The sequence below is a fragment of the Streptomyces sp. NPDC055140 genome, from assembly GCF_053607285.1.
Genome location: NZ_JBSGTG010000036.1, coordinates 1 through 12,393, shown reverse-complemented (window position 1 = coordinate 12,393; position 12,393 = coordinate 1). Strand labels below are relative to the sequence as shown.

9 protein-coding genes are annotated in these 12,393 nt (G+C 73.4%); 1 reads left to right on the top strand and 8 read right to left on the bottom strand.

Annotated features, from left to right (window positions below; translation table 11 throughout):
- Positions 1 to 19 precede the first annotated feature (19 nt).
- Positions 20 to 4,708 carry a MobF family relaxase gene (gene mobF / locus ACWFR4_RS40975; RefSeq protein WP_453656656.1) on the bottom strand — a complete coding sequence of 1,563 codons (4,689 nt, stop codon included), beginning with the start codon at positions 4,706 to 4,708 and terminating at the stop codon, positions 20 to 22.
- Positions 4,709 to 5,188: 480 nt separating this feature from the next.
- Here mobF and ACWFR4_RS40970 point away from each other — a divergent pair, with 480 nt between their 5' ends.
- Complete coding sequence (locus tag ACWFR4_RS40970; protein ID WP_453656655.1) at positions 5,189 to 5,884, top strand: hypothetical protein; 696 nt, start codon at positions 5,189 to 5,191, stop codon at positions 5,882 to 5,884.
- 79 nt (positions 5,885 to 5,963) lie between these two features.
- On the opposite strand, the gene ACWFR4_RS40965 is transcribed toward ACWFR4_RS40970, so the two are convergent.
- The 7 genes from ACWFR4_RS40965 to ACWFR4_RS40935 all read right to left on the bottom strand — a co-directional run bounded on the left by ACWFR4_RS40965 (position 5,964) and on the right by ACWFR4_RS40935 (position 12,038).
- Complete coding sequence (locus ACWFR4_RS40965; protein WP_453656654.1) at positions 5,964 to 6,392, bottom strand: hypothetical protein; 429 nt, start codon at positions 6,390 to 6,392, stop codon at positions 5,964 to 5,966.
- A 212-nt stretch (positions 6,393 to 6,604) separates the two neighbouring features.
- The gene (locus ACWFR4_RS40960; RefSeq protein ID WP_453656653.1) at positions 6,605 to 7,333 is read right to left on the bottom strand and encodes a DUF3085 domain-containing protein; all 729 of its coding nucleotides are present in this window, start codon (positions 7,331 to 7,333) and stop codon (positions 6,605 to 6,607) included.
- Between the two features lie 197 nt (positions 7,334 to 7,530).
- A complete protein-coding gene (locus tag ACWFR4_RS40955; RefSeq protein WP_453656652.1) occupies positions 7,531 to 8,253 on the bottom strand; it encodes a GNAT family N-acetyltransferase in 723 nt (240 codons plus the stop codon).
- 330 nt (positions 8,254 to 8,583) lie between these two features.
- Positions 8,584 to 9,309 (bottom strand): hypothetical protein, encoded by a 726-nt coding sequence (locus ACWFR4_RS40950; protein WP_453656651.1) that lies wholly within the window; start codon positions 9,307 to 9,309, stop codon positions 8,584 to 8,586.
- Between the two features lie 187 nt (positions 9,310 to 9,496).
- Positions 9,497 to 10,150 carry a hypothetical protein gene (locus ACWFR4_RS40945; RefSeq protein ID WP_453656650.1) on the bottom strand — a complete coding sequence of 218 codons (654 nt, stop codon included), beginning with the start codon at positions 10,148 to 10,150 and terminating at the stop codon, positions 9,497 to 9,499.
- Positions 10,151 to 10,520: 370 nt separating this feature from the next.
- Positions 10,521 to 10,862: a hypothetical protein gene (locus ACWFR4_RS40940; protein ID WP_453656649.1), complete on the bottom strand. Its 342-nt coding sequence runs from the start codon at positions 10,860 to 10,862 to the stop codon at positions 10,521 to 10,523.
- Between the two features lie 243 nt (positions 10,863 to 11,105).
- A complete protein-coding gene (locus tag ACWFR4_RS40935; RefSeq protein ID WP_453656648.1) occupies positions 11,106 to 12,038 on the bottom strand; it encodes a hypothetical protein in 933 nt (310 codons plus the stop codon).
- Positions 12,039 to 12,393 lie beyond the last annotated feature (355 nt).

Below are 12,393 nucleotides of genomic sequence, written 5' to 3'. Positions count from 1 at the left end.
GTGCTTGTCCGGGCGGTGTTCAGCGGGTGGGCGGCCGATGGCCGGGGTGGTGCGTGTCGGGCGGGGCCTGACGCAGGGGTGAGGTCGGCGGCAGAAGGGCGGCGCGTTCGGCGTCTGTGCGGGCCCGCATGTGCTCCAGGCGGCGCTCGACGCGGGCGTGGGTGTACAGGTCGATGGCGTCGGTGAGGTGGTCCCAGTCGTCGCCGTCGAGGCCTGCGGGGCGCGGGCCGAGCACGTCGGGGCCTGCGCGGTGGTGGCGGCGCCGGTAGTCGCCGATGGCGGTCAGCAGCTTGGTGTAGGTGCGCTGCTCGTCCTCGTCGTCCTCGCCGGGGGCGGTGATTTCCTCCATCCAGGATTCGGGCAGGGCCTCGCCGGCGAGTACGGCGGCCAGGGCGCGCCGCGCGAGGCGCGCGTCGAGCGCTCCATAGGAAAGGGGTGCGACGCCGAAGGGGTCGCGCAGGGCCGGGTGGTCGGGCAGGGGGCCGGTGGGCGGCGGCGTATCGAGGTGGCTGAGGGCCGCTTCGATCATGACCGAGGCGGGGGCGTCCGGGGGCGGGAGGTGCAGCGGACGGCGGCGTCCGGTCAGGGCGCGCACGCGGGCGTCCAGGTCGTCCCAGGCCGCGGCATCGCCGGGGTCGGCGGGGCGCGGGCCCAGACCGGGCGCCCCGGTGACGGCGTGGCGGGTGCGCCACAGTTCCACCAGCGCGCAGGTGGTGGCCCAGGCGTGGCGGCGGCGGGGGGCGCTGGCGGGCGGCGGCGAGCCGAGCGGGCGGGCCCATGCGGGCGGGGACCCGGCCAGGGTGTGGCCGCGGTCGGCCAGCGAGCGGGCCAGGATGCGGTGGCGCTCGGCGAGGTGGGTGACCCAGTGCTCAGGGGTGTCGGGGTGGACCAGGGCGTGCCGGTCGGCGACCCAGTCGGGTATTTCACCGCGGTAGTTGGGGCGGTGCGGGGCGTGGTCGGGCAGACGCTCGCGCCACCGCAGTTCGGCGTAGATCTTGTCGGAGACGGCGTCGGCGCGGGCCAGGGCGGCGCGCGCAAAGTGCCGGCGCTGGGCCGTGGTGGCACGGCGGGTCGACAGGTTCCGGCGGATCGCGGCCAGTGAGGTGGCGCCGGGGGCGGCGCTGCTGGTGGCCCGCTCGCGCTGGAAGTCCTCGCGGGCGACGTCGCGCCAGGTCAGGGCGCGGCGCAGCTGGGACTCGCGGGTGAGGTCGGCGATGACGTGCCGGGCCGTGTCGGAGAGCGGGGTTCGGTTCGTCTGGGCGCGGCGGATCTGGGTGCGTACGAGGGCCAGTTGGGCGGCGAGCTCGCGGCGGGTCAGCTCTCCCATCGGCCGCTGGTCCCAGGCGGGATGGGGCCGGCCGGCGCGGGTGGTGACGTCGGTGGGCAGGTGGGTGAAGGCGGCGTCGGCGGCCTTGAGCGCCTCGCGGGCGGTGGCCCGGTGGGAGGCGGCCAGCCGGTTCAGGGTGTGCAGTTGGGTCAGCGTGAGCGCGGCCAGGGGGCGGGGCCGGTTGTCCTGCTGGGCTTCGACGGCGTCCTGCAGGCGCTCGCGCAGCCGCCAGGTCAGCACCGCGGACGGGTCGTCCGCGTCGGCGAAGCCGCGCCGGGGCACGGTGCTTCCCAGCAGGCGGGGCAGGTCGAATCCGGCCCGCTCGGCGTCGTGGAGCGCCCGGATCAGGGCCGGGTAGGCGTCGGCGGCCATGAACATCGCGGCCCGGTCGGTGCCGAGGGCGTGCTCGAGCAGGCCGGTCAGCCGGGCGGTGGTGGCGCGCTCGGCGACGTCGGCGAACTCGCCGGACAGCTGTCCGGGCGCGGCGATTTCCTGCTGCAGCGCGGCGATCGACTCGGTCGCCGACAGCTGGGCGCGGCGCCTCGCGGCGATCGAGGCGAGGACGTCGTCCAGGCGGTCGCCGTCCTCGATCGCGACGTAGAGGCGGTTGGTGCGCGCCCCACGGGTCAGCTGAACATAGACGCCTTCACGGTTGGAGCGGGCGGAAGCCAGCGCGTGCGAGGTGTCGACCGTCATGCCCTGGGAGCGGTGAATGGTGGAGGCGTAGCCGAGCTCGCACTGGGCGGCCATGTAGGCGGCGGGCAGGCGGATGCGGCCATGGTGCTGGGTGTGGCGGACCACGACGTCCCCGCCGGGCAGGATCTTCTGGACGCGCCAGGTGTCGCCGTTCTTCACGAAATCGCGCCCGCCTCGCACGGTCATGCGGCGGCGGTTGAGGCGGGTGACGATGACGTCGCCGACGTGCGCGCGCTGCCCGGTCCGCAGTGCGGTGGCCTGGCTGGTGTCGACGTTTCCGGCCTCGATGTGCCAGGCCTGGGCGCGCAGGTTGAGCGCGGTCACGGTCGCCGTGTCGGCGGCCGTCATCAGCGAGGTGCCCCCCTTGCTCAGGTCCTTGGCCCAGGCGGCGAAGACCATGTCGCACATCGCCTCGTAGTTTCCGGCGGTGATCCGGCCCTTGTCCCGGTACCAGTTGAAGGCGGCCCGCGGGTCCTCACCGTCGCGAAGGACGAGGGAGGCGTCGCCTTCCCCGGCCGCCTTGAAGCGGTGCAGCTGGTCGAGTTCGACGGCGGCGCCCGCCCGGGATATGAGCCGCAGGGCTCCCCCGGCCTCGACGGCGGCGAGCTGGTGCGGGTCGCCGAGCAGGCGCACCACCGCTCCGGCGGCGGCCGCATCCGCGAGGATCCGATCGAGCAGGAGGGTACCGGCCATGCCCGCCTCATCGACCAGGACGATGTCTCCCCGCCGTAGTTGGAAGTCGTCGCCGACCGTCTTTCCTTCGCTCGCCCGGCCGCGCTGGTGCAGCCAGGAGTGCAGGGTGTGGGCGCGCGCGTTCAGGTCGCCGCCGAGGACTTTCGCCGCGCGGGAGGACGGTGCGAGCGGGATCAGCCGGCCGCCTGCCGCGTCCACGGCCCTCGCCACCAGACGCATCGCCGTGGTCTTTCCGGCGCCCGCCGGTCCAAGGCCTGCCAGCAGCAGCTTCTCGGACAGGACGAAGGAGGAGGCCAGCGCGCGCTGCCCGGAATCCATCGGGCCCCGGTTCAGCGCGGCGATGCGGGCGAAGGTGCCCCGCCCCACCGGCGGGATCACGCTGCGGCGCGCGGCGGCCAGGAGCCGGTTCTCAGCCGCCAGCAGGGAATGGGTGGTGTAGGTCTGCGACCCGATGGGCCGGTAGACGGATGTGCCGTCCGCGCGCTGCAGCTCGGGGTGCGGCGGGTTGATCTCGGGCGGGGTGATGTCCAGACAGTCGCCGTGGGCGAGCACCCGGTCGGTGATCTCCTCGGCCGCCTCAGGCTCGGCGGTGGCCCCGGCCAGGGTCCGCATCAGGTAGCGGCGCGCCTCGGCCAGGACGTGGCGGCGGCGGAAGGTCGTACGGCGCTCGCAGACCGCCGCCAGGACCACTTCCACCGCCGCGGCGAGGTCGAACGCGGCGGGAGCGGGTCTGGCTTGGGCGGCGGCGCGGGCGGTGGCGAGCAGGTTGTCGACGACTGTGCGGTCGGTGGCCGCGATCGCCCGGCGCCGCCAGTCGGCGAGCAGTTCGTTCAGGGAGCGGGCCTGGCGCTTGGGCGGGCGGGTCTTCACGGTCGCCTGCCACTGCAGCCGGGTGCGGGCCGGCCGCCCCGGCTGGCGGCCGTGGCGGCGCCGGTAGTCGTCGAACAAAGTGTCCGCCATGGTGCGCACCGCGTGGGAGCGCTGCGCGAACGCGGCCCGCAGACGCCGGTCGATGCCGACGATGTGCATCACCGGCCGCTGGCCGGGGGTGACCTCGACCTCCTCGGTGGCAAGGCCCAGGCGGGAGCAAACAAGCTCGAGGGATCGCTGGTTGAACAGCTCGCTGGCGACCACGACATCGCGCAGCAGGAGGCGGGAGTCCAGGTTGCGCCAGCGGCCGTCCGGCCCTTTCACGCGCGGTGATATGACCGCGTGTTCGTGCACCATCGGGTCGCCCGCACGGGATTCGTAGTGGAGGTAGACGGTGGCCAGCAGCCCCGGCTCGGCCCGCTGCTGGGCCACCCCGCCCGGGCCGGTGCGGACCGCGAGCGCATGGTTCTCCAACCAGGCCACGGCCTCCGAGCGGGCCTGGGCCAGGACCTCGAGGACGATCCGCCGCACCTCGGGGCCGCCGAGCGCGAACAGCAGCGACAGTTCCTCGGAGGAGAAGGTGAGGTCGTAGCCGGTCAGGGCGCGGCGTTGCGGGCCACTGCGCGCGGCCAGGAACCGGCCGAGCTCGGCGCCGCCGGACGGGGCCCGGTGGTACTCGGCCTCGAAGGCGCGCGCCGCACACCGCATCCGCAGGCTTTTCGTCTCGGCCTTCGTCAGCGGACGGCACAGCTGCTCACCGACGCGCTCCAGGACCTCCTCGATCTCCTTGTCGAGCGGGGAGAGTTCCGCCAGGCGCGGTACGGCCGGCCCGAGCTTGGCCGCCTTCATGGCCCGCTTGAGCGAGGCCCCTTCGCTCAGTTCGCGGGCCGCGATCGCCTCGGCGTCAGGATGCATGCCCAGCCCGAACAGGGCCCTCATCTGTACGTCGCTCACGATGCCGGACAGCCCCAGCAAGCGGGCGGCCTGCCCGTGCCACACGCCGGGCGGCACCCCCGGCACGTCGGAGGACACCGTCAGCTCGGTGCCCTGGGCACCGTCACCGAGGGCGATGTTGCGCCGGTAATAGCGCTCCCGCCCTGCGGTGAACGCGTTCGCTGTCATCCCCACGACGCCACAAGAGCACCGCGTAACAGGTCGGTGCAGGCCATGACCGGCGTGGGACCTCGAGCCTCCCAGGGCTCGGAAAACAACCTTCGAACGCGTCCCGCCGTAAGGGAAATCGGCTCTCGAGCACTCTGGCGCGTCAAAAGTGCCAGAGGTGTACAGGGACCGACCCGCCATCGGCCGGCATCCACACATCCTCACCCTCATCGGTCCTCACCACCGACCTGGCACCTGTAGCACCCACACACCACCGGCACCCCGGTCCAGGCATTGCCCTCACCAGGGGCTGCCTCAGCCCGGGGCCCTCTCCCCCGGCCGGGTTCGGGCGTTGTCCCGTGAGCGGGACCGGGCGCAGCAACGGGCGTGCTACGGCCTGGGACGCCGATGACTCAAGCGGGTTGGCGGGGGTGCGGGCGGCTGAGACTGGCGCGACGTGGCCCGCGACGGGTGGGCCCGGATGGCCGGGAGGTGGCTGCGGTGGCGGGAAGCCGGACCAAGGGCAAGGGGAAGAACAGCGAGATGCTCGCGCGGCGGCGGGCGGCGCTGGAGCGTGCTGCGGAGCGGATGGCGGAGCAGCGACTGGTGGCACAGGAGGCGGAGGCGGAGCGGCTGCGTCAGGAGGCGGAGTTCGACGAGCTGGTGGCTGACTTCGAGTTGGCGGTGGAGGAGGAGGCGTCGGTAGCCGCCGACGTGGAGGCGGAGGTGCGCCTCGTGCGTGAGCGCGGTCAGGTGCGGATCGACGAGGCGCGGGTGGCGGCGGCGCGGGTGGTGCTGGCGATGGGGAAGGCCGGGGAGACGGTGGTCGGGTGCGGGCGCCGGTTGGGGGTGGGGGCGGAGCGGGTCAAGGAGCTGCGGCGGCTGGGGCGTGAGGACTTGGTCGGAGAGGGCTCGGAGAAGGTGAAGGTGGACGCCCGGGAGGAGACGACGGTCGCGGAGAAGGCGGCGGCGCCGGAGAAGGCGAGGGAGGCTGAGAGGGCGGCGGCGGGCGGGGAGCAGGCCCGGGGTGGTATGCGTGCGGCGGGGCAGGCGGGCGCGGTGTCGCGCGGCGTGGGTGCGGTGCCGGTCGCTGCTCCCCCGGTGACTGCTCCGGCCGCTCCCCCGGCGGTTCCCCTGACCGCTCCGTCGGTCGGGTCTTCCGGGGCGCGGCCGGGGGGGCCGGAGTCGCCGCGGTGAGGTGTGGTGCGGGCATGGAGCGGCCCCGGCTACCGCGAAGGCGGTGGCCGGGGCCGGGTTCGTGGGGCGGGGTTCAGTTCTACTGGTTGGCCCAGGGTGCGGCGGGCCGCTGGGGTGCGGCCGGCTGCGGGGTGGGATAGGCGGAGGGCTGCTGCTGGGCGGGGTAGGCGGCGGGCTGCTGTTGCCAGGTGGCGGGCGCGGCGTGCTGTGGGGCGGGGGCCTGCTGTGGGGGGACGTGGCCGGTGAAGCGGCCGGGGTCGACGTCTTTGAGGTAGACGGTGACGGGGGCCTGGTCGGCGACGAAGATGCGTTCGTGGATGCCGGGTGCGATGAGTATCCACACGGTGGTGCCGTCTCGGCGCTGGGCGCGGCGGATGAACGGCGGGGGGAGGGTGACCTCCTCGGTGATGTCGGTGTCCGGGTTGATCTCGGGGACCGTGATGTGGTCGACGACGCTGAAGAGACCTGGGTACTCGGCGAGTTCGTTGATGGGGGTCTCATGCTTCACGGCGCTCCCCCCTTTCTGGTTGTGGCCTGGCCTGATGGTTTTGTTCGGACGCTAGGCGGCGTGGGAGGGGTGTGGGGCGGGTGTGGTGCGCGGGTGCCGGGTGGCGGGATGCGGGTTGGGGTGGCGGGTGCCTGTGGCGGGAAACGCGGAGCGGCCCCGCGCCGGGACGGGTGTCCGGGCACGGGGCCGTGGGCGGGACTGTTCGGTTTCGGCTATTCGGTGATGTAGGCCAGGGTCATGTAGTGGTCGTTGAAGGCGGCCTTCAGCAGGAAGCGGGTGGCACCGTCGGCGGCGGCGTCGCGGAGGATGGCGAGCAGCGTGGTGCCGTCCTCGGTGACGGGGGTGGTCAGGTCGAGGGACTCGCGGAAGTCGTCGCCGCCGAGGATGGAGCGGGCGTCGGTGCCTGGTCCCCAGCCGTCGGCGTGGACGACGGTGGGCAGGCGGCCGTTGTCGTCGCGGGTGTCGGTGGGGTCTTGGCCGTTGCTCATGAGGTAGGTGCCGTTGTCCTTGACCCACCACAGGCGGGGCGCGGCTTCGGCTTCTTCGTAGCCGAGCTTGTGCTTGTCGGCGGTGGCTGCGTGCTCGGCGGCGGCGAGGACGCGGTCGAGGGGGAAGACGAGGGTGCAGTTCTTCTCGCCGTGGGCGGTGTTGGCCATGACGACGTCCAGCAGGGGGTTGGTGCTGGTGTCGGAGATCGGCGGGATGGTCATGGCGCCGAGGACCTGGTTGAGCCAGTCGGGGCGCTGGTCGGGGGGAAGGGTGAGCAGCCGCCGCGTCTCGTCGGGGGTGGTGGTGGTTTCGGGGCCTGAGGGCGCCTCGGGGGTGTCGCCGGTCAGGTCCCGCAGCCATTGGGGGCGGTCCTTGGGATCGAGGGCGAGGAGTGCCTCAACCTCCTTGAGGTGGCTGGAGTTGGAGTTGGCTCGGTGGGGGTCGGTCGGCATGGGGGTCCCTTGGGTGTCGGTGGCGGGGGTGCCGCGTGGGCTCGGGCGGTGTGGCGCGAGGCCGGGGACGAGCACGGCAGGGGTGACGGTGGGATGCCGGGGGGCTAAGCGCGCAAGGCGCGGTGCGGGGGTGTGCGTGCGGACGGCCCCGCCCTGCGGGTGCAGGGCGGGGCCGGGTGGTGGCCGGTGCCAGGGGGCTAGTCGAGGAGGCCGGTGACGGTCGTGAGGCCCCTTTGGGAGGTGAAGGTGACGGTGTGGTTAAGCGGCTTGACGGCGTGCTTCCAGCCCGGGTCGTGCTGGACGAACAGTCCGGTGGGCGGAAGGTCCACGGTCAGTCGGGGGAGGCTGGTGTAGCCGTGGGTGGTGAAGAAGTGCTTCTTGGCGTGCTCGTGGCGCAGCGTCAGGGCTCGGAATCCGGCGTGGCGGAAGTCGGTTTCGACGTGGGCCAGGAGGCGGGTGGCGAGTCCTTGGCGACGATGCTCGGGGTGGATGGCGATGGTGTCGATGTTGCTGACGCGGTCGGTGAGGGTGCGCCGTGTGCGGGCGGGGATTTGCGGGTTGAGCATCCAGTGGGCGGGGCCGACGTGGACGGCGCCGACGGGGGTGCCGTCGGTGGTTTCGGCGAACAGGAAGTGGTTCAGGCCGTGGGAGAACGGTCCCCTTTCGTCGTGCAGGGCTGCCGCGATGGTGTTTTTGAGGGCGGGGAGTTCGTTGGCGGGGAGGTGCAGGTCGACGAGCAGGGTGAGGGCGAAGTAGGTGTCGATCTCGTTGGCCCGCACGGGGCGGATCGTGATGCTGGGGGGCGTGAGGGTGCCTGCCGGTCCGGATGGTTGGGCCGGGCTCACGTCGGGGGTGGGGGTGGTGTCGGCGGTGTCGATGTGGGCGGTGACGGTGTGGGGGCGGGTTACGGCGGTCGTCACGGTGGAGCTCCCATCGGGGGTAGGGCTGGTTGATGGGATGCACCGTGAAGTCGGGGCCGGCTAGGGGAGCAAGGCCTGGCCCTCGGCCTCCCGGGGACAGGTGGCCGGGTGGCCGGGTGGGGTCAGTTCTGAGGTGTTTCCTCTGCCGGGGCGGAGTGTCGGCGGCGCGGGCGGGCACTCGGATACGGCGGGGTCGCTGCTGGTGCGGCGGTCAGGGGGCGGGGCGGGTGTGGGGCGTGGTGCACGCGTAGGCCCACCCCGGATGCGGGGTGGGCCTTGTGCGGGTGGCGGGGGGTGGGGTGGTCCGCGATGGCGGGGGCTGGGGGGTGGTCAGGGGCAGAGCGCGGAAGCCCGGGCGGGGGCGGGGTGGAAGAAGACGTCGCCGACCAGCTGGGAGTGCAGGGTGATGATGCCGCTGGGCAGTTCCAGGTGGACGCTCACGGTGCGGGTGTGGGCGGCCTGCCAGGCGATCGAGCGGAGCCAGGGGCCGGAGACCGGGGTCTCGGTGAATGCGTCGCCGGTGAAGAGGGAGCTGATGTAGTGGTCGCCGGTGATCAGGCGTGTCTCGCCGGGGGTGAGTCGGTGGACCAGGGCGAAGCGGCTGCCGGGCATGGTCCGGGTGTGCCACCAGGCGTTGACGATCCGGTCCGGGAGGACGAGGCCTTGGGGCTGGCTGGGGAGGATCCACTGGCCGTCGTAGCGCATCCACTCGGTGCCGCGGGGGCAGCTGACGCAGTCTCCGTCCCGCAGGGGCGGCAGCGTGGTCATGGTGCGGCCCTGTCGCGCCAGGGTGAAGAAGTCGGCGGCGGCGGCGCGGGGCCCGTCGTAGAGGGCCGGGTGGGCGGGCGCAGCCGGGACGGGGTGCCAGGGGGCGTCGGCGGCGCGGGGCCCGTCGTACAGCACCGGGTGGGCGGGCGCAGGCGGGGCGGGCACGGCCAGGGCGGCGGCGCGAGGCCCGTCGTAGGGCACCGGGTGGGCGGGCACGGCCAGAGCGGGGTGCCAGGGGGCGGCGGTGCGGGCGGTGACGGTGTGGGGGCGGGTCACGGCGGTGGTCACAGTGGAACTCCCATCGGGGGCACGGCTGGTTGACGGGATGCACCGTGAAGTCGCGGGCGGTTAGCCGGGCAAGACCCGGCAAGACGCGGCAGAGCACGGGGGCGGGAGCGGGGCGGGGTATGGGTGCGGCCCCGCTCCCGGGGCGTGGGGTGTCCGGGGTGCGGGGCCGTGTGCTGCGGGGTGTTGTTCAGGGGTTGGTGGGGGGCGTGTCGGTGCGGGGGCCGAGCCAGTACAGCAGCGCGTTTTCGCGTTCCCCGGTCTCCTCGGGGCTCAACTCCGGCTCCGGCTCCTGGTCGCCGTCGTCGTCCTCGTCGTCCGAGTCGTCGGCGGTGTCGTGGCTCTTGTAGGGGTAGGGGCTGTCGGGGTTGTCGAGGAAGGCCAGGAAGGCCCGGGTGACGAACCGGCGGTCGTTCCAGTGGTCGAGCCGGATGTATTCGCTGAGGCAGTCGAAGGCGGCGTCGGCGGCGCGCTCGGCTTCGGCACGGGTGTAGAGGGGCTCCGGTGCGGGGCCGGGGGTGACGGCGGCGGCCTGTTCGAAGCGGTGGGTCGCGTCGGCGGCGGCGCGGGCGGCGTCGCGGGCGGCGTCGGCGGGCTGGACGGTGTGCTCGGAGGTGGCTGGCTTGAGCAGTTGTAGGGCGTTGAAGAGTTGCTGGCTGGTGCGGGTCCACGGGGATTTGTCGTCGTTGCGGAGGGCGAAGTAGCCGTACTGCCACATGTCGTGGAGGGAGCGTTCGAGGTGGTGAGTGGCCTCTGGGCCGGGGACGGCGCGGTAGGCGGCCAGGGCCATGCGTGCGCGGGCGGCAATCGTCTCGGCGGTACGGGGGTAGGTGAGCTGGCCCATGGGTCTGGTCTCCCTCTTCTGGGTGGGCGGTGACGGTCAGGCGGGCAAACGGGGGCCGGGGCAGATCACGGGGCGGGACCGGGGTCACCGCTCCCCCGGGCCGGTTTTTCGTACCGTGGCCGGGCGTGGGGCAAGGGCCGCAACCATGCGGGGCGGCGGGGCGGGACTCAACCGACAGCAGGGACCGGGGCAGGCGGGACGGCCGGGTGGCGGGGCGGCGCGCGGCGCGGCGCGGCGCGGGCGGGGGCGTTGCAGGCCGGGGCGCGGCACGACGCGGCGCGGGGCGTGCTGATTCCGGGTGCACCGAACGCGAAGGCCCACCCCGTCGGCCGGGGTGGGCCTTGTGCGCGTAAGCGTGGTGCGCGGGAGGTCAGTTGGCGGGTTCGCCGGTGGGCTCGGGACTCTTGCCGCTGCGGTCGCCTCGGCGGATGTCGCCCTCGATGTAGGTGATCACAGATCCGTCCGGGGCGCGCATCGTGTAGTAGACCGGCGACTCCGCCCAGATCGCGGTCCAGCCTGCTGTGTGCAGGGCCTCGCCGACGGTCTTGTCTCCCCCGGATCCAGCGAAGTAGCCGTCTTCCGAGGCGCCGTCCCAGTCGGGGCCGTGCGGGTTGCGGTCGTGGCTGAGGATGCGCAGGACATCGTCGGCGGAGCGGGCGGACTCCAGTTCCTTGTGCTGTGCGGCAATCGCGGTCCAGAAGGGGTTGGACATGGTGCTTCTCCTGCTTTCAGGTTGGGGTGGCCGGTGCGGGGCCGGGAGGGAGGAGCGGGGGCGGAGGCGCAGAGGCCCGGCCGGGGCCGGAGGGGTACGCCTCAGTGGTGTGGAGGTTCTCGAGCGGGCAGGCAAGACTCGCAACCGTGCCGGCCACCGACGTACGGCCGGTTGTGCCGCGCCTGATGTGTCCGACGTACGGCTGGGGCGCAGCGTGTGCCGTGCCCCGGCCTTGCTGGGCGCTCAGTCGTTCGGGAACCGCTTCGCGGCCTCGGCGAGGGTGAGCTCGTCAGCACCGACCGCTGGTGCCGCGGCAGGGACGGCGGTCTTTGACGACGTGGGCTCCGGCTGCTCCGGCGGCAGGATGCGGAGGCTGTGCCCGTCCTCGGCGGTGAGCGTGGCGCCCTCCGCCATGGCCTTCACGCTGTCGGCGCGGCGCTGGTAGGTGAACACGATGTCTCCGGGGCCGCCCTTGACTCCGCGCCAGTCCACGGTGAACCGTTCGGCGTTTCCTTCCACGCGGGCGCCGTCGCCGTGCTTGATCCCTACGGCGAGCCTCAGCGGCTTGCCTGCCTGTGCCGGGCACTGTCGGGTGGCGTCGTCCTGCGAGGCGGTGACGTCGTAGATGGCGTTGCTCATGTCGGCCGCGTATAGGGCTTCAAGGAGCGCCTTGTACGGGTCCTCGGCCGGGGCTGGCTGCGGTAGGAAGCGGATTGGGGCGGTGGTGATGGCGCCGTCTTCGTTGTGCCGGTCGTTGTGGCTGTCGTGGACGGTGTGCGGGGCGTCGACGGCATCGTCGGGTAGGGGCGCGGTCTCGAGGGCGTACTGCTTGGCGTCCTCGCCAAGCTGTTCGATGTCGTCGCGGACTCCGCGCAGGGATTGCACTACGCGGCGGTGTTTGCCCGTGCGGAAGGTGGCGAGTTCGAGGCTGCCGCGGGCGGTCTTCCTGGAGGGCTTGACCCACCGCATGGTGAGGAAGGTGCTCTCGATGGTGCGGCCCTGGTCGGTACCGGCGTACAGGGTGGGGACCTTGATGGAGATCCGGATGGTGTGGGTGGTCTGAGTGTCGGACGTGGTCTCGACCGTGACGTTCAGGTCGTAGGCGCGCGCCAGGGTGAGCAGTTCGTCCGCGTTCTTGATGCCGGTCACGGTCGGGATGGGAGTGGGAGTGCTCAACGGGTCCTCCGGTGTGCGGTGTGCTGTCGCTGGTAGTGGGTGGGGCGCGTGGGGTTCGCGTCTTGGCGGGACGGTGCGCCCCGCGCCCTGGGGTTGGCCGGGGCGGGGGCGGGGCGCGGCCGTCGGCCGTGTGTGGCGGCCGGGGCGGTGGTCACCGCCCCGGGGGCCGGTCGGCGGACTGTGGCCGTGCACGGTCCAACGGCCGCAACTCGAGTCGTCCGTGGGCGGTCAGCGGCGGGGGCGGGAGTCTTGCCGGGGGCGGGGCTCCAGGGCGGGGCATGCGCCAGGGCCGTGGGGCACGGCCGACGGCCGGTGGCCCCCCGTGGCGGGGGCTCGACCGGGCGGGCGGCACGGC